The 22,389-nt window shown below is 39.6% G+C and carries 18 protein-coding genes and 1 tRNA gene; 8 read left to right on the top strand and 11 right to left on the bottom strand.

The genetic code is table 11. The annotated features are described in order from the left end of the window. Nucleotides 1-2: 2 nt before the first annotated feature. From HCG69_RS10465 to HCG69_RS10445, 5 genes are all read right to left on the bottom strand, one after another. Nucleotides 3-698: an SGNH/GDSL hydrolase family protein gene (locus tag HCG69_RS10465; protein ID WP_221650070.1), complete on the bottom strand. Its 696-nt coding sequence runs from the start codon at nucleotides 696-698 to the stop codon at nucleotides 3-5. A gap of 8 nt (nucleotides 699-706) precedes the next feature. After that, a complete protein-coding gene (locus HCG69_RS10460) occupies nucleotides 707-1,486 on the bottom strand; it encodes an N-acetylmuramoyl-L-alanine amidase-like domain-containing protein (protein ID WP_221649996.1) in 780 nt (259 codons plus the stop codon). A 2-nt stretch (nucleotides 1,487-1,488) separates the two neighbouring features. Further along, nucleotides 1,489-4,716 (bottom strand): glycoside hydrolase family 2 TIM barrel-domain containing protein, encoded by a 3,228-nt coding sequence (locus tag HCG69_RS10455; RefSeq protein ID WP_221649995.1) that lies wholly within the window; start codon nucleotides 4,714-4,716, stop codon nucleotides 1,489-1,491. Between the two features lie 33 nt (nucleotides 4,717-4,749). Then, a complete protein-coding gene (locus HCG69_RS10450; RefSeq protein WP_221649994.1) occupies nucleotides 4,750-6,738 on the bottom strand; it encodes an OPT family oligopeptide transporter in 1,989 nt (662 codons plus the stop codon). 115 nt (nucleotides 6,739-6,853) lie between these two features. Further along, complete coding sequence (locus HCG69_RS10445) at nucleotides 6,854-7,246, bottom strand: DUF1573 domain-containing protein (protein ID WP_221649993.1); 393 nt, start codon at nucleotides 7,244-7,246, stop codon at nucleotides 6,854-6,856. A 105-nt stretch (nucleotides 7,247-7,351) separates the two neighbouring features. Between HCG69_RS10445 and HCG69_RS10440 the strand changes: the two genes are divergently transcribed. Continuing rightward, complete coding sequence (locus tag HCG69_RS10440) at nucleotides 7,352-8,485, top strand: aldose epimerase family protein (protein ID WP_221649992.1); 1,134 nt, start codon at nucleotides 7,352-7,354, stop codon at nucleotides 8,483-8,485. 182 nt (nucleotides 8,486-8,667) lie between these two features. Here HCG69_RS10440 and HCG69_RS10435 read toward each other — a convergent pair whose 3' ends face one another. The 3 genes from HCG69_RS10435 to HCG69_RS10425 are packed head-to-tail and all read right to left on the bottom strand — an operon-like array spanning nucleotide 8,668 to nucleotide 11,336. Continuing rightward, nucleotides 8,668-9,264, bottom strand: a complete 597-nt coding sequence (locus tag HCG69_RS10435) for a DUF4923 family protein (protein WP_221649991.1) — start codon at nucleotides 9,262-9,264, stop codon at nucleotides 8,668-8,670. Between the two features lie 10 nt (nucleotides 9,265-9,274). Further along, on the bottom strand, nucleotides 9,275-9,880 hold the full coding sequence (yihA, locus tag HCG69_RS10430; protein WP_221649990.1) for a ribosome biogenesis GTP-binding protein YihA/YsxC: 606 nt from the start codon (nucleotides 9,878-9,880) through the stop codon (nucleotides 9,275-9,277). Then, nucleotides 9,861-11,336 (bottom strand): sodium:solute symporter, encoded by a 1,476-nt coding sequence (locus tag HCG69_RS10425; RefSeq protein ID WP_221650069.1) that lies wholly within the window; start codon nucleotides 11,334-11,336, stop codon nucleotides 9,861-9,863. The genes yihA and HCG69_RS10425 overlap by 20 nt, the downstream gene beginning before the upstream one ends. A gap of 105 nt (nucleotides 11,337-11,441) precedes the next feature. On the opposite strand from HCG69_RS10425, the gene recR reads away from it, so the two are divergent. From recR to HCG69_RS10400, 5 genes are read left to right on the top strand one after another with little or no spacing between them, the layout of a single operon-like run. After that, nucleotides 11,442-12,059 (top strand): recombination mediator RecR, encoded by a 618-nt coding sequence (recR, locus tag HCG69_RS10420; protein ID WP_002560508.1) that lies wholly within the window; start codon nucleotides 11,442-11,444, stop codon nucleotides 12,057-12,059. 19 nt (nucleotides 12,060-12,078) lie between these two features. Next, entirely contained in the window at nucleotides 12,079-12,537 is a 459-nt protein-coding gene (locus HCG69_RS10415) for a hypothetical protein (protein ID WP_221649989.1), read from the top strand. A gap of 20 nt (nucleotides 12,538-12,557) precedes the next feature. After that, nucleotides 12,558-13,997: a radical SAM protein gene (locus HCG69_RS10410; RefSeq protein WP_221649988.1), complete on the top strand. Its 1,440-nt coding sequence runs from the start codon at nucleotides 12,558-12,560 to the stop codon at nucleotides 13,995-13,997. Between the two features lie 5 nt (nucleotides 13,998-14,002). After that, nucleotides 14,003-14,755 carry a glycosyltransferase family 2 protein gene (locus HCG69_RS10405; RefSeq protein WP_221649987.1) on the top strand — a complete coding sequence of 251 codons (753 nt, stop codon included), beginning with the start codon at nucleotides 14,003-14,005 and terminating at the stop codon, nucleotides 14,753-14,755. Between the two features lie 3 nt (nucleotides 14,756-14,758). Beyond that, on the top strand, nucleotides 14,759-15,286 hold the full coding sequence (locus HCG69_RS10400; protein ID WP_221649986.1) for a GNAT family N-acetyltransferase: 528 nt from the start codon (nucleotides 14,759-14,761) through the stop codon (nucleotides 15,284-15,286). 10 nt (nucleotides 15,287-15,296) lie between these two features. Here the strand turns inward: HCG69_RS10400 and HCG69_RS10395 are convergent, their stop codons facing one another. Further along, a complete protein-coding gene (locus HCG69_RS10395) occupies nucleotides 15,297-15,890 on the bottom strand; it encodes a YqgE/AlgH family protein (RefSeq protein WP_221649985.1) in 594 nt (197 codons plus the stop codon). Between the two features lie 71 nt (nucleotides 15,891-15,961). Next, nucleotides 15,962-17,278 carry a pyridoxal phosphate-dependent aminotransferase gene (locus HCG69_RS10390; protein ID WP_221649984.1) on the bottom strand — a complete coding sequence of 439 codons (1,317 nt, stop codon included), beginning with the start codon at nucleotides 17,276-17,278 and terminating at the stop codon, nucleotides 15,962-15,964. Between the two features lie 194 nt (nucleotides 17,279-17,472). Between HCG69_RS10390 and HCG69_RS10385 the strand changes: the two genes are divergently transcribed. After that, nucleotides 17,473-17,546 (top strand) — tRNA-Asp (locus HCG69_RS10385). Nucleotides 17,547-17,775: 229 nt separating this feature from the next. Here HCG69_RS10385 and HCG69_RS10380 read toward each other — a convergent pair. Beyond that, the gene (locus tag HCG69_RS10380; protein WP_255585766.1) at nucleotides 17,776-18,528 is read right to left on the bottom strand and encodes a bifunctional 2-polyprenyl-6-hydroxyphenol methylase/3-demethylubiquinol 3-O-methyltransferase UbiG; all 753 of its coding nucleotides are present in this window, start codon (nucleotides 18,526-18,528) and stop codon (nucleotides 17,776-17,778) included. 995 nt (nucleotides 18,529-19,523) lie between these two features. Here HCG69_RS10380 and HCG69_RS10375 point away from each other — a divergent pair. After that, the gene (locus HCG69_RS10375; RefSeq protein WP_221649982.1) at nucleotides 19,524-22,250 is read left to right on the top strand and encodes a response regulator; all 2,727 of its coding nucleotides are present in this window, start codon (nucleotides 19,524-19,526) and stop codon (nucleotides 22,248-22,250) included. The last annotated feature ends 139 nt before the right edge of the window (nucleotides 22,251-22,389 follow it).

Raw genomic sequence — 22,389 nt, 5'->3', positions numbered from 1 at the left:
CGTTATTTCAGAGCTTTAGCGATAGCCTTTTCAACCATTGGCTGCATGATTTCATATCCTTTCTTATTGGGATGTACGCCATCTTTTGACAAATCAGCAGGTAATCCATTTCTCTCATCAGCCATTGCGGAGAAGTAATCCAGATAGATAAATTTATTCTTTTCTGCATAAGCTTTAATCCATTTGTTCAGTTCAGGAATCTTCACATTAGGTTCCATACCCGGACACCAGGGATAATCAAAAGCGGGAAGTACAGAGCAGAGGATTACTTTAATGCCATTCGCTTTGGCAAGCTGGGCCATAGATGCCAGATTATCTTCTATCATTTCAAGGGTAGAAGGGCCTGTATTTCCTGCTATATCATTTGTTCCGGCAAGTATCACTACTACCTTCGGCTGTAAGTCAATCACATCCTGACGGAAGCGAATCAACATCTGCGGAGTAGTTTGTCCGCTAATACCACGATTGATATAAGGGCGGTCTTTGAAAAACTCCGGGCAGTTGTGAAGCCATCCGATTGTAATGGAATTACCCATAAATACGACGCGTTTTTCTCCTTTTGCAGGAGCACCCAGTGCTGCGTTGTCTTTCTGGAACTGTTTTAAGTTAGCCCAATCCTGTGCGACAATGTTGCCACTCATAAGGAACAGGCTGATAAGTAAAAGATAAATTGTTTTCATTTTCTTTGTCGTTTTCATCATTGTTTTTATTTTTTCATTCTGATTACGCGTATTCCTGTCCAACTGTTGTTACGGTCGAGCAGGCGACTCAGTGCAAGTTTTTCTACTAATACTTTTCCTTTTGAAGAAGAGGCATGAAGCAGACATAGATTACCTTTTATATAAATGGCAATTCCCATATGAGCCACATCCAGTCCCGGGGTGTTTGTAGTAATGGCGATGATGTCTCCGTTTTTAATCCAGGGAAGTCCCGTTACGGGTAATGCATCTTTGGGTAACCAATGAACTTCGTGTCCTGTCAACGCTTTTTCATAACCTGCCATTTTACTGACATTGGCCGGGGAATTAGCAAGTTGTTTATACTGTTGCGGATGAGTAGACATGTACGAGAGAGATAATTTCTGTGTATATGGGCTATTGGCAGCGGTTACATCTTCCATGATTCCTTCGCGTACTCCGTTGTTTATCCAGTCGGCAATGTAGTGCAAACGTGAAGTGTATCCGTCAATCTTTCCGCCGCGATACCGGATACGTTGCAGGTTCTCTGCGAAATCACCTTCACGCATATCTTTATCCTGGGTGGGGCAGAGAGACATGGCAAGCACATATTCTACAAGAGTGGTGCAGTCTACTTCGTCGCAATTGATAATAAGATCTTCTTCGTCATCCATTTCCAGCGTGTGGGCAGAGTATGGAGTATCGATGAATGTCTGGGCATTGGTTAGCATAAGATTGGTTTCCTGTTGCGCTGCAACCGGGCCACCCAGTAAACAGGTGGCCAGTAAAAATGAACTGATTGTTTTCATTATTAATATTGATAAATTAAGTTTCTGAAATCGGTTTTACGACCGAAAGGAACCAGTGTAAAGCCATATTCAACAACATTCTGTACACCGGTACGAATCAGATAAGGCTCGTGTGCAAGTGCTCCCCAGCTATTATCACCACCGACACCCATCATGCGGTAATCAATAAAGAGATCTACCATCTTTTCCGGTTTCGGATCAGTGAGATGACGGTGGTTGGTTTCGGCTGTACGCGGGGCAGCGTTGTGCAAATCGTCTCCGCTATCAAGGGTTTCGAGTGGATAGTTTGAGGCGTTCATTTCGAAAGTACGGTCGGCTACAAGGAGCAATCCTGCACCGGATTTATTGGTAAGTGCACACCAGTAAATATCTGTGCGGTGATTGTTTTCCTGTGGGCGAATGTAGGGTTCGTACATCTTTTTGATAGGAGTGGAGTATTCACCAAAGAACTGTGAGGTACGGCGGTCGCGATAGTTTTCTTCTGGTCCGCGTCCGTAGTAAGTAAGTGTGGTGAATGTTTCCGGCATTTGCATACGCAGGCCGATACGTGGAATCATCGGAGTCTTTTCATTGGCTGCCACAAAGCGGTTATCTACCTTTATTACTCCGTTTGTGTAAATTTTGTAAATAATATCCCAAGTTGCGTCAGTTTGCGGGAATTGGTAAGTACAGGTCACTTCTCCGTTACAGGCATTGAAAGAGGCAGCCGTTATATCCTGATAACTTACTTCTTTCCATACTCCCAGTTTGCGTGGCAATCCTGCACCATAATCATTGTCAATCGGTGCACGCCAGAAGTTAGGATGTAATCCTTGTCCGTTGAGAATGTACTCTGCTCCGTTGTACTGGTAAGAGACGAGCAGTCCACTCTTCTTATTGAAAACAGCCTTGAAGTTCTTTCCTGAATAGATAACCTGTGTATCTGTTTCCTTCATGGGTGCAGCTTCTTGCTGAGCCACTTTGTCTTTGTGGAAAGTATAGATGTAGTTCTGTTCACGGGCTATTACTGTACCTGCCGGAAGGAATGGTTCCGGAGTGCGGACGGTAGCATAAAATTCGATGCGTACATCGCCGGTATTGGTTTGTGTCTGCGGGATACCTTTCAATTGTACGGTTACCGTCTCGCCCGGCGCTCCACTGACCTGGAATTTATCTGTATATATCTCATTTCCGTGATCGCGAATAATGTAGTGATAATCGTATTTATTCAGATTGGTAAAGCTGAAATCATTGCGTAAATCGACTGTTCTCTTGTCTTTGTTGAAGTTGATAAACTTGATATTCTGATACACTTTACCCATTTCCGTAGTATGCGGTTTCACAGTCCGGTCCGGATAAACAACGCCATTGATACAGAAATCTCCGTCGGAAGGAGTACCAAAGGCACCGTAATCACCACCATAGGTCCAGTATTTACGTCCGTTGGCAGTTTTCTCTGCAAAGCCTTGATCTACCCAATCCCAAATGCAACCACCTTGTAAGAGCGGATATTTCTCAATGATGTCCCAGTATTCTTGGAAATTACCCAGACTGTTTCCCATAGCATGTGCGTATTCACACAAAATGAGCGGGCGGGTATGTTTCGGATCCTTTGCGTATTTCTCGATGTCGGCAGGCCGTGTGTACATCGGACAGTAGATATCCGAATTCCATTCCAGGTGTGCCTGTTCGTATTGTACCGGACGACTATCGAGTTCTTTCAGTGCACTATAAGTCTTGTAGAAGTTAACACCGTTTCCGGCCTCATTTCCCAATGACCACACAATCACCGAAGGATGGTTTTTATCACGTTCGTACATGTTGATGGTACGGTATACGTGTGCATCCATGAATAGACGGTTGTTGGCCAAAGTACCACCTACTTCGCGATTATATCCCATTCCGTGAGATTCGATATTGGCTTCATCAATCACATAGATTCCATATTCATCACATAGTTCGTAAAAACGTTCTTGTTGTGGATAGTGGCAGGTACGGACGGTGTTTACGTTGTACTTCTTCCAGAGTTCGAAGTCTTTCAACATCAGCTCTTCAGTGACGTAATGTCCGGTGTGTTCATCGTGTTCGTGTACATTTACACCTTTTACGAGAATTGGTTTACCATTGACACAAAGCTGGTTGTTTTTCATTTCCACGCTACGGAAACCTACTTTCACACTGGTTGCTTCCATTACCTCACCACCTTCGGGTTTCTTCAGGCTGATAACGAGGGTGTATAGGTAGGGAGTTTCAGCTGTCCATTGTTTGGGGTTTTTGATGATATTGTCATCAAAAACAAATTCGTTCAGGCTTTGAGAGATGCCCGGAGCAGGCATTGCCTTTACAGCATAGTCTGAAGTAGCTACCTGTTGTCCGTCTTTATCAAGAAGTTTGTAAGAGATAACATATGAAGGATAAACCGGCTTGCCACTATTGGCTATTTTAATTTTGAATTTCAGGATACCGTTTTTGTAGTCAGCATCCAACGGGCTTTCCACTTTAAAGTCTGCAATACGGAGCTGGGGTTGTGCATAGAGATAGACATCTCTCTCAAAGCCACTCAATCGCCAGAAGTCCTGGCACTCCAGATAGTTGGCATCCGAAAAGCGGTGAATTTGTACGGCAAGCACATTCTTACCAGGTTTCACCTGCTTCGTGATGTTGAACCGGGCAGGAGTTTTTGCATCTTTATTCATTCCAATGAATACTCCGTTCAGGTAGTAGAATGCTGCACCTTTGGTTCCGTCGGCACTGAGGAATATTTCTTTTCCATCCCAGTTGGCAGGGAGGTTAAAGTCACGGCGATAGGTACCTGTCGGGTTCCATTCTTCCGGTACATACGGAGGATTGGGTTTATTCCAGTAGGGAGCATAGCCCGGTGAACAAAACTCATAAGTGGTATTTACGTAGATCGGAATCCCGAAACCCTGTCGTTCCCAGTTGCCGGGAACTTCAATATCTGCCCAGTCGCTTACATTTTTCTCAGGAAGCATAAAGTCTGTAGGGCGGGTGGAAAAGCTGTCTACATAGTTGAATTTCCATTTACCATTCAGCGAGAGGCGGAAAGTACCATCTTTGCGGTTGTTTACGGTTGCATCTTTTTCGTTGGTGTACGATGTGAAAGTACTGCGGGGAGTTTCACGGTTGATACTGGTTAGTTTGGGGTCGGTTATCTGCTTGTAACGATCCCCCTGGGCTGTGGAGCTCAGGGGGAGGATTACGAAACATGCAACCATTAATAGGTTTTTCATGAAAATAGTTTTTATATCGTTACTTGAGAAATATTACTTCACTTTTATCGAAGCTTTGATAAAATAAAGAATCAACAGGGCATAAGCACCTAGAGCGAGTACCTGCGACCAGGTATTATTCAGCCAGGCATCATTCACTAAATTGATACCACCAAAACGCATCGCTGCACTTACAACACCCATTAATGCACCACCGGCAATGAAACCGGAAGCAAGTAACGTACCTTTTTCGCCACGTTCAGTGTTCAGTGAAGTGTCTTTGCTGCGGCTGGTCACATACCAGTTAATGGCTCCACCTACTACCAAAGGCACATTCAGCTCCAACGGGATAAACATACCCAATGCAAAAGCAAGAGCAGGAATCTTACAGAGTGTCAGAATGATAGCTAATACCGCACCGATGCCGTAAAGCAACCAGGGTGCACCTACACCACTCATCAGTGGTTCGATAACGGCTGCCATAGCATTTGCCTGTGGTGCAGCCAGCGCTCCGCTTGTGAAACCATATGTTTTATTCAGGATAATCATGACTCCGCCTACCGTAGCAGCCGAAACAATTGTTCCTAAGAATTTCCATGCCTCCTGTTTGGCAGGAGTACTTCCCAGCCAGTAACCAATTTTCAGGTCGGTAATGAAACCACCTGCCATGGACAAGGCTGTACATACTACACCACCCATCACCAACGCAGCTACCATACCCGAAGGACCTTTCAATCCTACAGCTACCATTACAACAGAAGCCAGAATAAGCGTCATCAGTGTCATACCCGAAACAGGGTTAGTACCAACAATTGCGATTGCATTGGCGGCCACTGTAGTAAACAGGAAAGAGATACCTGCCACCAGTACGATAGCCACTATTGTATGTACCAGATTACCCTGCATCACGTCAAAGTAGAAGAACAGGAAAATAAGAATCAGTGTGATGATAGAGCCGATAGCGATAATCTTCATAGAAAGGTCACGCTGTGTACGAATAATGTTTTTCTCAACATTCCCTTTGCCGCCCATCTCTTTGGCAGCCAACCCGACAGCACTTCTGATAATGCTCCATGATTTGATAATACCGATAACGCCAGCCATAGCAATACCACCGATACCGATACTTTTTGCGTAGTATTTGAATATCTCTTCGGGAGTCATCATACTTACGGTGTTAGTGATTTCCGGGTTCCATGCATTCAGCACGCTATCTCCCCAAAACATTGATATACCTGGTACAATAACCCACCATACTACCAGTGAACCGGCACAAATGATAGATGCATATTTTAATCCGACGATGTATCCCAGACCTAATACGGCAGCACCTGTATTTACTTTGAATACCAATTTGGCTTTCTCTGCCAGCATTTCACCGACACTGCATACACGGGTGGTAAAGTTTTCATTCCACCAGCCGAAAGTAGCTACAATGAAGTCGTACAAACCACCGATCATACCTGCCATTAATAATGGTTTGGCTTGGCTGCCTCCTTTTTCACCGGATATGAGTACCTGTGTGGTTGCTGTAGCCTCCGGGAAGGGGTATTTGCCATGCATATCACTAACAAAATATTTACGGAAAGGGATAAGAAACAAAATGCCCAATACACCACCCAACAGCGAACTGATGAATACCTGCATGAAAGTAACCGTCATCTCCGGATATTTAACTTGCAGAATGTACAAAGCGGGGAGTGTAAAGATGGCTCCGGCTACGATAACACCCGAACAAGCACCGATAGACTGGATAATCACATTTTCTCCTAATGCATTTTTGCGTTTTGCCGCGCCGGAAACACCTACCGCAATGATAGCAATAGGAATGGCAGCTTCGAATACCTGACCTACTTTCAGCCCCAGGTAGGCAGCGGCTGCCGAAAAAAGGATGGCCATGGTGATACCCCAAGTGACTGACCAGAAGTTTACTTCCGGATAATTTTTACCGGGACTCATCAGAGGGTTGTATACTTCGCCCGGTTTTAATTCTCTAAACGCATTCTCGGGCAAGCCGGTGAATTTGTCTTCTTCTTGTTTCATAGTTTCTATATAAATATTTAATGTGTTTAATTATGTATTCTGTAAATATGCATCAAAGAAAGCAAAAAAAAAGGAGAATCGAAAGATTCTCCTTACTGTTGTTGTCTATTTTTTCTCATTTAGCATCTTTTGCTGTCATATTACCTTCAATGTACAAACGCATCATTTCTGTTTTTGCATTTGTGCGAAGAGTAATTGACTTCTTGAAGTGTCCGGGGTATTTACCCGTTCCGTTGTATGTCACCTTGATTGTTCCTGTTTTTCCTGGAAGAATCGGTTCTTTTGTATAGTCGGGCACTGTACATCCGCAAGATGCTACAGCTTGATGAATAACCAAAGGAGCATCGCCGATATTGGTGAAAGTAAATACACAAGATACAACCGGATTGTTTTCTGAGAATGTTCCGAAATCATGAGTGGTTTTGTCAAACTTAATGTCGGCAGTTTGAGCAGATGCATAACTGATTCCCATTACCAACATTGCAACGAATAATGCTATTTTTTTCATATTCATTTCCTTTTTATGGTTTATGAATGACAAAGGTAGAGCTTTTTTTTAAAAATAATGCCGTATCTTTGCGAAATAGTATTAAAAAAAGACGAACAATAGCTTATGAATAGTAGAAGTATCATTTTTATAGCTTTTATTTTATTGCTGTGTGCATCTTGTGGAAAAGAAAAAGAGATGACACTTTCCGGTTTGGATGTACGGGACTTTCAGACGGAAGTAGACGGACAACTGACAAATTTGTATGTGCTTAAAAATCAGAATGGAATGGAGGTTTGCATTACAAACTATGGTGGGAGGGTAGTTTCGTTAATGGTACCGGACCGTAATGGAAAAATGGAGGACATCGTATGTGGATATCCTACTATTGCTGAGTATCTCGCTAAAAAACAGAACTTTGGTGCTACCATCGGACGATATATCGGTAGAATCATGTATTCTACTTTTACGTTGGATTCTATTACATATCATCTTGTTCCTAATACCGGAGAACATTGCGCTCACGGAGGAGATCCGGGCTTTGCTTCTAAAATATGGCAGGCAGAACAGCTGGATGAAAATGCACTGAAATTAAGTTTGTTTTCTCCGGATGGGGAGAATGGATTTCCCGGTAATTTGCAGGTACATGTTATTTTTGTGGTGACCAATGACAATGAACTGGATATTCATTACGAAGCGGAAACAGATAAACCTACTGTTATTAATCTGTCACATCACTCTTTCTTTAATATCTCCGGTGATTTCGATACGACAGTTGAAGACCAGTCTCTTTATATCAATGCGGATATGTATACTCCTTATGATTCGTTGAAATGTGTTACGGGAGAGATCTTACCGGTAGCGGGAACACCTTTTGATTTTACCACTCCTCATTTAATTGGTGAGCGTATTAATGAAAATGTAATGCAACTGAATATAGTGAAAGGATATGATCATAATTGGGTGCTGAATACGAACGGAGATGATACGAAGCTGGCGGCTCGTCTGGTAGATGCTAAAAGCGGACGTAGTATGGAGGTTTATACTACAGAACCTGGATTGCAGGTATATACGGCAAACGGATTGCGTGGTGCAATGGTAGGAAAGAAGGGGATTGCTTATCAGAAGCGTACGGCCGTTTGTCTGGAGACGCAACATTTTACGGATAGTCCTAATAAGCCACAATTCCCGTCCACAGTACTTCGTCCCGGAGAAAAATATTACAGTCATTGTGTGTATCGTTTCGGAGTAGTAGATTAAGAGTAAAAGTCTACGTTCGTCCTGTGTTTCCATTCACCAACTATCGCCTGATGCACTTCCCCGTGCGGGAAACATAACTTTCCATGAATTTTGGCTAATAAAAAAGTGCCGGTTGCATATTAACCAAATGCAATCGGCACTTTCTGTAAATCCCATTGACACTTTTTCTGTTTGTCAATGGTTTATTTCTTCAATGCAAACCCCAACATCATTCCGTCATAACTGTCTGCCAGTGAACTGATTGTTTTAAGAGTTGTACTACTACTTTTACTTGATATAAATGCAATCAGTTTCAGTAGTTTGTCAGAGTTGAACAGCAGGTCCATATTAGTACTTGTACAGTTTACCTTTGCATTCATATTCAGCAACTTGAAGTATCTTAGATGTACAACTTTGTCTGTCGCATCATATGAATAAGTTCCGGTCATGGTACGTTTTCCTACTGTACTTGTAAAAGTACTGTCCGCATTGAAAGTAAAGCTGACCTGTCCGTCTTTGATACCGACTTTTGCCAACTGTTCGTCCAATTTCTTTTCTGCAATGGACGCCGCTGCTGCACCACCTGCCTTCTGTAACAGGTTATCTGATTCGAATTCAATAGCCGAACCACTATATGTCCAGGTTCCGGTCATATCTATCGTTTGATTACCGGTTACGGCATTTACGACTTTTTCAATGTTGTCTTTGTTAAATAAATCTTTCCATGATTGTGCTTGTACATTCGTTGTAACAAGCAATAAAGCTGACACGACTGTCAGCGATAAAACATACTTTTTCATTCTACTTTGTCTATTTTGAATTAACTTCTTTATTGATACTTTCTATATAATCCAATATTTCCGTGCGTCCCATCCGGTCTTCCGAAGAGGATACAAAATAGGGGGGAAGTTCTTCCCACTGTTTGCGAAGTTCGCGTATGTATGCGTTGATATTCATCTTTAAGCGTCCACCTTTCAATTTATCTGCTTTGGTAAATATAATGGAAAATGGTATTCCGTTTTCGCCCAACCATTCCATAAATTCCATATCTATTTTCTGTGGTTCCAGACGGGAGTCTATCAGCAGAAAGAGATTTGTCATCTGTTCACGTTCCAGGATATAGTCTTCGATGATGGTACGAATCTGTTCCTGACCTTTCATTCCGCGACGGGCATAACCGTAACCCGGAAGATCGACGATGTACCAGCTATCATTGATTAGGAAGTGATTGATAAGCATTGTTTTTCCGGGAGTAGCCGATGTCATAGCCAGCCCCTTCCGGCCAGTCAGCATATTAATAAGGCTGGATTTACCCACATTGGAGCGTCCGATGAAAGCATACTCAGGAAGGCGCCCGGCCGGACATTTCTTTACGTCCGTATTACTAATGATAAATTCAGCGTTTGATATTTCCATATTCTTTATTAATTATTTCATTTGAAGATAAAGCGTACATCCCTGCAAAAGTAAGTATTCCGTTCAACATTAGCAACTCATACCCGAACTTATATCCATACCTCTGCATTGCGAAACAATCGAGAGCATAGCATATCAATGGAGAAGCTACTGCTATAAACGGCACCCACCGATCTCGGGTGGTTCTGCGTGTAAATAGTCCGAAAGCAAACATACCCAATAACGGGCCATACGTATAGGAAGCGATGATATAGATAGCATCGATTACACTTTTATTGTTGAGTGCTTCTACCAGGCAGATGAAGAGAATGAGTATCACAGATAATATGATGTGTACTCTCCCACGTTGTTGCCGGGCTACTTCTTCTGTATCTTTATTGGTGTCAAGAAGGTCTACACATACACTGGTAGTCATTGCAGTCAGTGCGGAATCGGAATTACTGAATGCCGCTGCAATGATACCGATTGTAAAGAGTATAAGTACTGTTTGCCCCAGATATCCTTGTGTGGTAAACATCGGAAGTATATCGTCATTCACTTCCGGGAGGATAAGGCTCATTTGTCCTGCCAATATCAACAGAAGTATCCCTAAACAAAGAAACAGGAGATTCAGCGGGATAAAAGAGAACCCGTAACAATACATATTCTTTTGTGCCTCGCGCAGGTTTTTACAGGAAAGATTTTTCTGCATCATGTCTTGATCCAACCCTGTCATCACAATTACAATGAAAATGCCACTCAGGAATTGCTTGAAAAAATTCTGTCGTGACATCCAGTCATCAAATACGAATATACGGCTATGTGGGTTATTACTGATAAGCTGTATTATGCTGTTTTCTCCTAAATCCAACTTTTGTATGGTAATATAGATGATGCAGATTAATGCTGCTATCAGACAGAAGGTTTGTAAAGTGTCTGTCCAGACAATTGTTTTTATACCACTTTTATGCGTATATATCCAAACCAGTGTCACTGAACCGGCAGCAATCATCCAAAAGGGTATATCCATGCTACCGAATACATATGTATGAAGAATGAGGCAAACCAGATACATTTTGGCAGCTGTACCCAGCATACGGGACAGTAAGAAAAAGAAAGAACCTGTACGGTAAGTTCGTGGTCCGATTCGTGTGCCGAGATAACTGTAGATACTTGTCAGATTGAGCCGGTAATATAAGGGAAGTAACACGTGTGCTACCACCAGATAACCGAAGAAAAAGCCGAAAACTGTTTGCATATACGTCATGTCCATACTTCGCACCATACCAGGTACAGATACAAAGGTCACTCCCGATATGCTGGCACCGATCATCCCGAAAGAGACGATATACCATGGTGACCGATTCTCTCCCCGGAAGAATGCGGCATCCGAACCGCTTCTTTTTCCCCTTCCGGTAAGGCGGGCTATCAGTAGCAGTACTGCAAAGTAGCATATAATAGTGACAAGTATTCTCATAACGGGCACAAAGGTACGATTTATTTTGCAATTCACGTGACGGGTTTTTTCTATCTGCAAATAATAAGTATCTTTGCACTGAATAATAGATTCAGTTAGAAATATATGAACCAACAATATCCTTCTGTACTGCTTGAAAAGGCAGTCGGAGAGTTCTCCAAACTTCCCGGAATAGGACGAAAGACTGCTATGAGACTGGTGCTTCACCTGCTGCGGCAAGATAGCGCTACCGTTGAAGCTTTTGGAAACTCAATTATCACATTGAAACGCGAGGTGAAGTATTGCCATGTATGTCATAATATATCCGATACAGATACCTGCCAGATTTGCGCCAATCCCGCCCGTGATGCTTCAACAATCTGTGTGGTAGAGAATATCCGGGATGTAATGGCGGTAGAGGGAACTCAGCAATTCCGTGGATTATATCATGTGCTGGGAGGTGTTATCTCACCTATGGATGGAGTAGGACCCAGTGATCTTCAGATAGATAGCCTTGTGCAACGTGTGGCAGACGGTGGAATAAAAGAAGTTATACTTGCCTTGAGCACTACCATGGAAGGAGATACGACCAATTTTTATATCTACCGTAAGCTCGAAAGAATGGGTGTTAAGTTGAGTGTACTTGCCCGTGGTGTTTCTATAGGTGATGAGTTGGAGTATACTGATGAAGTGACACTGGGACGAAGCATTGTTAACCGGACGGTATTTACAGGAACTGTATAGGAAAAAATGAAATTGAATTATGGAAGAACTAATACGAAAAACTCTTTTGAATTTAAAAATAGAATATACCCTTTTCTGGGGGCTTCCTTTGATAGTCGTTTTACTGGGTGAATGTGATCATGAGTGGGTGGGGCTTTATGCTGATAATTTCGGAGCTTCCTATCTGGCAGAAACAATCGGAATACTGTTGGCTGCAGCTTGTGTACCATTGGCATTAAAATTATTTTCATGGGTTCTGACTAAGAAAATAGATGTAGTCTCTTTTCCGGAAGCTTTGCGCCTGTATTTCAGATGGAGTAGTGTACGCTTGTTAATTTTGGAGGTTGCGGTTATCATTAATATTTTTACATATTATCTGACTTTAAGCAATACAGGACTGCTTTGCGCGTTAATAACTTTAACAGCTTCCTTATTTTGCATTCCTGGTGAGAAGCGTTTACGTGAAGAACTACATATAAATAAGGGAGATTCTATTTAAAATCAAAGAAAGATGAGAGCATGAAACTTACTTTTTTAATACCTCCTGTACTTGACAATAAGAATCCGGCTGAACGTACTGCCGGTTGTACCCGTGTGGTTTATCTTGCACCTAATATTTATGAACTGACTGTTGTCGCTTTACTTGAAAAAGAAGGCTTTGATGATATCCATTATCGTGATTTTGTCTACAAACGTGAGTCTCGTGAGATCTTCTCCGATTTTCTGAAAAACGATACTAGTGATATATATTATATTTGGGCTGTTAATCTCTCCATTGAAAATGATTTATTGGCATTGGAACTGATTCGAAAGAATAATCCGAAAGCCTATGTTATATTTATGGGACCGGGTCCTACTTATTTCACTTCCAAATGTTTGCTGAGTGACAAAGAGATAGTTGTGCGTGGAGAGCCGGAACTAACTGTTTTGGAATTAACCAAAGCAATAGCTGATGGTGCTGACTGGACATCTATCATAGGCATCTCTTATTTGAAAGAAGAGAAAGTGAAGCACAATCCTTCCCGTCCTTTGATGAAAGAACTGGATGATTTACCTTTCCCGGCACGCCATTTTATACAGGATAGAAGATACTTTAATCCCAAATTAAAAATAGGACCTTATACGACGATGGTAACTTCCCGGAATTGTCCGTTCCATTGCATTTATTGCGTCCCTAGTTCACTCACTTTTGCCCGTGAAATAGAATATCAGAAAGAGCATGGCAAAAAGCCATTTATCTCCTTCCGTTCTATTGAAAGTATCGAGGCAGAAGTAGAACAAATAAGTAAAGAGGGGTATAAGGCGATAGGTTTCATGGATGATAATTTCATTTGGAATGAAAAACGTACGGGGGATATTTGCCGTATTATGAAGAAATATGGTATTGTATGGGGATGTCAGGCGCGCGTGGATGCTATAACGGAAGAAATTGCACGGATGCTTGGAGAATCTGGTTGTCGTTATGTAGATTTAGGCGTCGAATCATTCAATGATGAAATTCTGGCATTTATAAAGAAGGGAATTACCAGCAAGCAGATTTATACGGCTATAGGTTGGTTGAAACAATATCATGTACCTGTGAAATTGAATATCCTTATTGGAAGCAGTCCGTTGGAAACAAAAGAGACATTGCGGCATACTCTGCGTGAAGCAAAGGCTCTGAAGGTAGATCAGGTGATGTTCAACATTGTTTCTCCTTTCCCAGGTACGGAGTTTTATGCTATGGCCAAAGAAAACGGTTGGTTGGAAACCAAAGAATACGTTCCTACTGACGTACAACGTGAATCGATATTGAGATATCCTTCACTGTCGTCAAAGGATATGGAACGTATCTTGTTCTATAATAATGTCAGTTATTTCCTTTCTCCGCATTTTGTCATAACGCAGTTGAAACGGTTCTCTAGTTTGAGTGAATTTACTCATGCATTGAAGGCTTTGAAAATCAAATTGTTCGGTTGAAAAGAATGGTTCAATTATCTATTGTAATTATCACCTGGAATCAGCTTTCTTATTTACGGAACTGTTTGTACTCGCTTCAACCTGTCATGCGACGGAAGGATGTTGAAGTAATTGTAGTCGATAATGGTTCGGGAGATGGTACGTGTCAGTATCTGACTGTGAATTATCCTCAAATTCATCTGCATATAAATGATTGCAATAAAGGCGTAGCTTATGCCCGGAACAGAGGCTTGGAGCTTGCACAAGGTAATAAAGTGTTATTTCTTGATAATGACACTGTAGTAAATGAAAATGCCATATCCGGAATGGAAATTTATCTGGATGAACATCCGAAAGTGGGACTGTGTGCCTGTAGGCTGATTGATAATAATAATCAGATACAAGATAGTTTTAAATCCTTTCCCGGATTATGGCTGAAGATAAAAAATGTATTAGGTATAGCTAAAACGAATGTTCCGGATTTACAAACAGTCACTTCACCTATCGAACCTGTCTATGTAATAGGTGCTTGTCAGATGATTCGCCGGGAAGTAATAGAGCGGATCGGACTGTTAGATGAAAACATCTTTTATGGCCCCGAAGATGCTGATTATTGCATGCGTATTGTGGCGGAAGGCTGGAAAGTCGTTTATCTCCCTCAATATGCAATAGTACATCATTGGCGTCGTGCTACAAATAAGAAATTATTCTCCCGTTTGGCATGGAAGCACTTCTGTGCTTTGTGTTATTTTTATGCCAAGTACAAACGTATTAATTAAAACATGAAACAACCTTTTTTAGTAAATGACCGTATTTATCTCCGTGCTGTAGAACCGGAAGATATTGATGTGATGTACGAAATGGAAAATGATCCTTTGATGTGGGATATAAGCAGTTTTACTGTGCCTTATTCCCGTTATGTATTGCGTCAGTACATTGAGGGATCTCAAAGCGATATGTTTGCTGATAAACAATTGCGTCTGATGATTATACGTCGTGAAGACAATCGTATCCTTGGAACGATTGACATAACCGACTTTGTTCCTTTGCATTCACGTGGAGCTGTAGGTATTGCAGTACATACTGATTTTCGTAGGGAGGGTTATGCTTCTGATGCACTCAACCTATTGTGCGATTATGCATTTGATTTTCTGCAAATCCATCAACTCTATGCACATGTCGCAATAGAGAATGAAGCCAGTATGAAGTTATTTCTTTCCTGTGGTTTTGTACAATGTGGTTTGCTAAAAGACTGGATTGTAACTTCAGAGGGCTATAAAGATGCTGCATTGATGCAACGTTTCGGATAGTGTTAATCAATTAATTTAATGAAGGAACCTGTGGAAAGCGCGACCAGGTTTCATACTTGCTACCCAGCTTTCCCAGTGTATTTTTCCACATATCTTTGGCTTCTCCATTGAGCAGATAAGAGGATTCTTCTTTGGCTATCAACCACGTATTCTCTTTGATTTCTTGTATCAGTTGTTCGTATTCCCATCCCGAATACCCCAAAAAGAAACGCACTTTTCCATTGATATTGTTCCCTTGTAAAATATGCTTTTTCAATGCATCAAAATCTCCGTTCAGGTATAATCCTTTACTTACATGAAGTGCTCCGGGAATATGCGGTAGAGTGTGCAAATAGAAAAGTGTATCTGTTCCTATAGGACCGCCTTTATAAAGAGGTATATCTTCCAGATATTTGAATTCTTTGATAACATCGTTCACCAGCAAAGGGAGTTGTTTGTTCATTATCAACCCCATACTTCCCTCGTCGGTATGGTCAACGAGTAATACTACCGAACGTCCGAATGTCGCATCACACAGGAAAGGTTCTGATATCAGAATCTTTCCCCGTGAAGGCAATACATTATTAGATTGTATCTTAAATATGTCGGAATTGATATTATTCATGCGATAAATATAAATATTTATTTCGCAGGAACAAACTATCTTCTCCTTTTTTTTACTTTTGTGTGTACTTTTTATGATATAGGATGATTTTCTTTAAAAATTTTCATTCTTTCATCCAATTGTGTATATTGATGGTCTTTTATAAAAGAGGTACATGCTCGCAGACCTTCCTGATGGCTTCCGGTAGTTACAAGAGAAATAGCACTTACGCCATAATACATCAGCTCTTTAGCTAACTCTCCGCTTGTCATTCCCGGATATCCGATTGTAAAGTAGAAACCATCGGCAATGGGTTCACCCAAATCTTTATCATATACAAGATGGAAACCATGGCGAAGGAAAATTTCTTTTAGCTTCTTTGCCCGTTCCCCATAGATTTTTACTTCATCAAGGAAATTATATTCTCCTTCATTGGCTGCTTTCAGCATTGCTGCCATGGCAAATTGTGCCGAATGACTGGTGCCGGATGATAGCGCATAAAGAATACGGTGGATAAATACTGTTCCGAAGGTTCCTCCACCATAACGTTTTGTGAGTCCGGGATAGTGGCGGTGATATAGTTTATCGGAAATACAACTGACACCGATACGTTGTCCTGCATAACTGAATGCTTTAGAACCGGAGATGAGCAATATATAGTTGTCTGTATAATGTGCTACTGACGGTTGATAAGGTGGCTGGAACGGAGTACTGAGATTCTGACGGAAGTCCATGGCAAAATAGGCAAGGTCCTCCAAAACAATAACGTCATATTGAGTTGCCAGTTCGCCTATGATTCTAAGTTCTTTATCATTCAGGCAAATCCAGCTTGGGTTGTTGGGATTAGAGTAGATGATTGCAGATATATTTCCTTTTTGCAAATAACTTTCCAGTTTCTCTTTTAGTTTTTCTCCACGGAAATCATATACGTCAAAGGTTTCGTATTTTTGTCCCATAACCACAAGTTGCTGTTTTTGTACAGGAAATCCCGGATCAATAAAAAGTATGGTATCTTTCTTTTCATCACACTGACTACAAGTTAGAAATGAAGCAAAAGTACCCTGCATGGATCCTGTAACAGGTACACATCCTTCTGGTTTTAAATCTACATTTATGAATGCTTTAATAAAACGTGATGCTTCCTGTTTAAGTTCCGGAAGTCCATTAATATCCGGATACAGGCTTGCTATCCCTTTTTGCAATGCTTCCACTTCTGCCTTTACGCCCACAGCTGAGGGTGGGAGACCAGGTACGCCCATTTCCATTTTAATAAATTCTATTCCTGATTCAGCTTCAGCTTTGGCTGCAATGGCTTTTACTTCGCGAATGGTTGCTTTTGAAAAGTCTGCAATCTGAAATTCTTCGATAGTTTCGTCAATCAGATGTCGTTTGATAGGTGTATCTTTCATGTCTTTATTTTTATATTATACTTCTGAGCTACAAAGATAAAGAATAAATCCATCCATGAAATATTTTTTATTGATGAGTTACTGCAAACAAAAATATTCGCATTTTTTCTTTCTAATTGTTGCAGATATAAAAAAAATGTCTACCTTTGCATCCGCAATCGAGAGAGATAGCAAGGAAATTAAAATGAAATATTGGTGCGTTAGTTCAGTTGGTTAGAATACATGCCTGTCACGCATGGGGTCACGGGTTCGAGTCCCGTACGCACCGCTCAGTTATTGTAAAGTCTTGATTTTAACAGAATCAGGGCTTTTTTTTATTCTTACCGAATAAAAAAGAGAGGAAGGACGAACTTTGATAGTAGCTAATTCGGTGTTTTTGGGAGGGATATCAAGACTTAATTTCAAATAAATCTGTATTTAATGCTTTTCTGGTAACTATCATATCATCTACTTTTATATCACTATTTATTATGAAAGGAGCTCTATAATTGTTCATTTTATAGTTTTACTCCTGTGATGGCATAAACCATAGGCAATTTATTGTTTAAATGTTTTATACGATATTTATCCTTGTCAATTTGGATCGTATGTTTAAAACAGTTATATGGAGAATAATCATATTCTTCAAATCCTGTGAGGTGAATACCCGATCGAATAAGGCTATTAATGACTTCACTCAAGCTGTGAGTCCATGTGATAGTAGAGTATTTGATTTTAGCATTTCGGTCGGCATAACTTCCTTCCAATTGTTCGATGATTTCTGCCCCCTTAAAATAACTATAATCAATAGAGTTAAAATCGTCATCAAACATCCACACTACAGGATGGAATTCTACCATAATAAATTGTCCACCTGGTTTTAAAAAATGGGCTACAACTTTGGCCCACTCTTTCAAATCCGATAACCATCCTATTACTCCGTAACTTGTGAAAACGATGTCAAACTTATCATCCAAGACGTTTGGAAGTTCATATATGTCCGAACAAATGAATTTGGTATCAGTCTCTAACTCCTTTGCCATATTTTGAGCATAGCTAATCGCATTATCTGATAAGTCTGCACCTGTAGCTTTTGCACCCAATCGAGATAGTGAAATGGTGTCTTGACCGAAATGGCATTGCAAGTGGAGGATAGATTTATCTTTGATCTCTCCTAATAAATCAAGTTCAATATGTTTCAATGATGAATCCCCTTTCAAAAAGAGTGCATTATTGTAAAATTCACTTTTAATGTGAATGTCGGTTTTCAAGTTCCAAGCGGCTTTATTTATCTTCTTATAATCTTCCATCCTATTCCTTTAATTTTAATGTTACTATTTATAGGCAATTTATGTTCCTGAATCCATCTTTATACCTTATTTTATTCTGACTTTAACGATAAGTCTCTTTCAGCTCATATTCCAGGTATATTTTGCTGTTTTAATTGGTGGTAAAGAGATAGAATAGAATGCTTTCTTAGGATAAAGATTAAGTTTATATCGCAAATATATATAATTATTGATAATCAATAGGTTATTGTGTGATATAAATATTCTGGTGCTTTATGTTTTTTTCACCGTTCTTTGATTTAGTGGTTAGTTTTTTGTTAGAAGTAGAAGCCTTTATTTAAAGTCTCAACTACTTCAAACAGCATACGATCATTTATTGTGATCGTACCGCCTAAGCTTTGGCTGATATTTTTCAATGATAAAAGTCAATCAATAAAACCCTCACCTCTTTACTTCATTTTCTGTTTTCATAACAATTGATAATTATTTCCGTTTTCATTTTTATGCAAGTTGTTGTATCTTTTAAAATTAAATTCATTCTATCTGTTTCCGATAAAATTCAATATATGGATCAATAGTATTACTTTTACTTGAAAAAATAAAAGAAAGAAATCTTGTAGAAATATAATGTAAATTCAATAAGTAAATAATAAATTGTTTATACGATTGCAATAACTTTAGAAACCATTTTTTGTGGGTAAAAAATAGGATGATTCGATAGTATAAAAAAGCTTATTATTTCTTCTTGTTTAAGAATATTGTGATAATAAATATTATATTTGTAAATAAAATAATGAATTTGTCGATTAAAATAATTAACAATGAAAGCACTCAAACAAAACAATGTCATTACTTCTTGTTTTTATATTGGATAGATTTCGTTTTTTAATTATGCAAAATAAACAATAGTAGTAATACTTTCATAAAATAACATTTTGATTCTTTAGAGTATAATATTCTGATAGATATAATAACAGATGAAAGAAATTAAAGTAAAATCTCAAGAGAGCGACAGTATATCTTTTGAGAAAGAAATCTCCAATTTGATGCAAGAACAACTTCTGTTCACAGAAAGTATATATGTTCATTTACCAATGGGAGTTGAAATTTATGATGTGGCGGGTCTCCTTCACAGTATAAACGACTATGCATTGAAGATGTATGGTGTGGAAGACCGGAATACAGTGATAGGTGTTGTGAATCTGTTTAATAGCCCGTATGTCGATGAAGAACTAAAGGCAAGGATACAACGTGGTGAGGATATTATATTAGAGTTTGAGTATGATTTTGATCGGATAAACAGGAATGCATATTTTTCTTCCAATAACAAGAATAGTATGATTTACGAAGTTAAGGTCGTTCCCGTACGTAATAAAAAAGAAACTATCATCGGACATATACTGCTTACTAATGATGTAACTGCAAAAAAAGAAGCGGAGTTTCACACGGAGGAAAGCAAGAAAAATCTGGAAATGGCTATGGATGCCACCAATATGTCTTCATGGGTATATGATGTATATAAAAAAACATTCAGTTCATTATATGGATCTCCTGTAGTAAAAGCTATTTCGACGTTAGAAGAATTATTAAAAATAATGCATCCGCAGGATCAGCTTCGTTTAATTCAACTCTTTGATCAACTGGAGCAGAAAGAAATTCAACATGGACAAATCACTGTACGTATTTATAATGAAGAGGAAAAACAATACCGCTATTATGAAGGTAGAATACGTTTATCCTCTGAGCATTTCGGAAAATTACTGATTATCGGTACGGAAATGGATGTGACTGAAAAGGTACGGTTGGCAAAGAAAACAGAGGAATTAATAGCAAAGCGTGAGCTTGCTATGCAGGTTAGCAATATCGTTCATTGGGATTTTGATGTGCGAACTCAGAAATTCGAGTCTTACAATGATCCTGTTAATGATTATGCCAGCGACAAACTATTGACTATTGAAGAACAGATGAATGTGATACATCCTGAAGATCGTTCTTCCGCTTATGATGCCATACAAACCATGTTATCTGGTAAAGATCTTACCGTAGAATTTTCTTGTCGTATTAAAACAAAATATGACAAAACGTGGTCATATTACAATATAATCGGAGAGCCTTTTGAGCGAGATGAAAATGGAGATATTGTACGCTATACAGGATTCAGACAAAATATTTCGAAACAACATCAATTGGATGAAGAACTTAGAGAGAGAAACTACAAAATGGAGCTCACTTTCAAGACCGTTGGAATGTCCTATTGGGATTTTGATGTAGAGAGCGGGCAATTCCGAGCGTTTAATGATCCGGTCAATGACTTTCATTCCGAAAAGCCAATTTCTCCGGAAGAATATTTGAGTACCGCCCATCCGGATGATGTGGATTGTGTTCGTGAATATATAAATCGTATACTTCAGGGAATTAATAGCGACTTTAACTTGAAATATCGTTCTAAAACTAAATGGGATGATGAATGGCAAACCTTGTTAGTTACTGGAATTCCGATTGAAAGGAACAAGAAAGGGCAAGTAACTCGTTACACTGGTATCAAAATTAATAATACTAAATGGGAAAAGATGGCACAGGAATTGAAAGATCTGAAAGAAAAAGCAGAGCTTTCTGATCGTTTGAAATCAGCTTTTCTTGCCAATATGAGCCATGAGATTCGTACTCCGTTGAATGCTATTGTAGGATTTTCCGAATTGATGATAAATTGTGATGATTCTTCTGAAAAAGAAGAATATATGGAAATTATTCAATCTAATAATGAATTATTATTACGTTTGATTAATGACATTCTTGATCTCTCTAAAATAGAGTCGGGAATTATTGAACGTAAACCGGAAAAATTTAACATGAGTAAGGTTTGTAGTGAATTGTATACTATGATTCAACCCAAGGTTACAAATCCTGATGTTGAATTTTGCCTGGATGAATCCGGTCCGGAATGCTTGGTCTTCTTGGATAGAAACAGGCTCAAGCAAGTGTGGATGAACTACCTTACTAATGCTGTGAAATGTACTCAGTCCGGATATATAAAAATGGGATATTCAATTGAGGAAGAGGGGATTCGATTTTATGTTGAAGATTCCGGAAAGGGTATTCCTGTAGAATTACAGGATAGAGTTTTTGGTCGGTTCCAAAAGCTCAATGAGTTTGCACAAGGGACGGGGCTTGGACTTGCTATTTCCAGAGCCATAATAGAAGGGGCAGGAGGTAAAGTCGGATTTATTTCTCAACCAGGCAAAGGATCTACTTTCTGGGCATGGGTTCCATGTGAGATAGAAATGCCGGAAAAAGTACCCTCGGTCAATTCTCAACCGTTAGGCCAGCTGTCTGTACTGAATGAAATTAGTAAGGAAGATTTAAAAATTTTAGTTGCTGAAGATAATGATAGTAATTATTTATTAATACGACATATTCTCAAAAACTATAATCTTACGAGAGCATTGAATGGTGCAGATGCCGTCTGGAAGGCTCGGAATGAAAACTTTGATCTTATTTTTATGGATATGAAAATGCCTGTAATGGGAGGATTGGAAGCAACTCGAAGAATTCGTGAATTCAATGCTAAGGTTCCTATTATAGCACTAACAGCCAATGCTTTTGATTCTGATAAAGGTAGTGCCATTGAGGCAGGGTGTAATGTTTTCTTAGCAAAACCTTTATCTAAAAAACAATTATTGGAAATATTTTCAACAAAGTGGTAGTAGTTATATATCTTTGTTTTAACGGTTTATTACAGTAATAGCATCAGTGCATAGAGTATTAAGAATTGAATAAACATTTTCGGTTTATCATAGTCATTCCTAACAATATGACCATGAGACCGATTAACTGAATAATGCT

This window comes from Bacteroides sp. K03 (assembly GCF_019734355.1).
Taxonomy (GTDB): domain Bacteria; phylum Bacteroidota; class Bacteroidia; order Bacteroidales; family Bacteroidaceae; genus Bacteroides; species Bacteroides nordii.
The sequence above is the reverse complement of the archived record's forward strand: the minus strand, read 5'-3'. Positions and strand labels throughout refer to the sequence as shown.

Coding starts and splice junctions, on each gene's coding strand:
- HCG69_RS10455 (WP_221649995.1), bottom strand. CDS start 4,716: ATGAAAAACCTATTAATGGTTGCATGTTTCGTAATCCTCCCCCTGAGC.
- HCG69_RS10440 (WP_221649992.1), top strand. CDS start 7,352: ATGAATAGTAGAAGTATCATTTTTATAGCTTTTATTTTATTGCTGTGT.
- HCG69_RS10375 (WP_221649982.1), top strand. CDS start 19,524: ATGAAAGAAATTAAAGTAAAATCTCAAGAGAGCGACAGTATATCTTTT.
- yihA (WP_221649990.1), bottom strand. CDS start 9,880: ATGGAAATATCAAACGCTGAATTTATCATTAGTAATACGGACGTAAAG.
- HCG69_RS10465 (WP_221650070.1), bottom strand. CDS start 698: ATGAAAACGACAAAGAAAATGAAAACAATTTATCTTTTACTTATCAGC.
- HCG69_RS10450 (WP_221649994.1), bottom strand. CDS start 6,738: ATGAAACAAGAAGAAGACAAATTCACCGGCTTGCCCGAGAATGCGTTT.
- HCG69_RS10445 (WP_221649993.1), bottom strand. CDS start 7,246: ATGAAAAAAATAGCATTATTCGTTGCAATGTTGGTAATGGGAATCAGT.
- HCG69_RS10390 (WP_221649984.1), bottom strand. CDS start 17,278: ATGAAAGATACACCTATCAAACGACATCTGATTGACGAAACTATCGAA.
- HCG69_RS10460 (WP_221649996.1), bottom strand. CDS start 1,486: ATGAAAACAATCAGTTCATTTTTACTGGCCACCTGTTTACTGGGTGGC.
- HCG69_RS10400 (WP_221649986.1), top strand. CDS start 14,759: ATGAAACAACCTTTTTTAGTAAATGACCGTATTTATCTCCGTGCTGTA.
- recR (WP_002560508.1), top strand. CDS start 11,442: ATGAACCAACAATATCCTTCTGTACTGCTTGAAAAGGCAGTCGGAGAG.
- HCG69_RS10410 (WP_221649988.1), top strand. CDS start 12,558: ATGAAACTTACTTTTTTAATACCTCCTGTACTTGACAATAAGAATCCG.
- HCG69_RS10395 (WP_221649985.1), bottom strand. CDS start 15,890: ATGAATAATATCAATTCCGACATATTTAAGATACAATCTAATAATGTA.
- HCG69_RS10415 (WP_221649989.1), top strand. CDS start 12,079: ATGGAAGAACTAATACGAAAAACTCTTTTGAATTTAAAAATAGAATAT.
- HCG69_RS10425 (WP_221650069.1), bottom strand. CDS start 11,336: ATGAGAATACTTGTCACTATTATATGCTACTTTGCAGTACTGCTACTG.
- HCG69_RS10435 (WP_221649991.1), bottom strand. CDS start 9,264: ATGAAAAAGTATGTTTTATCGCTGACAGTCGTGTCAGCTTTATTGCTT.
- HCG69_RS10405 (WP_221649987.1), top strand. CDS start 14,003: ATGGTTCAATTATCTATTGTAATTATCACCTGGAATCAGCTTTCTTAT.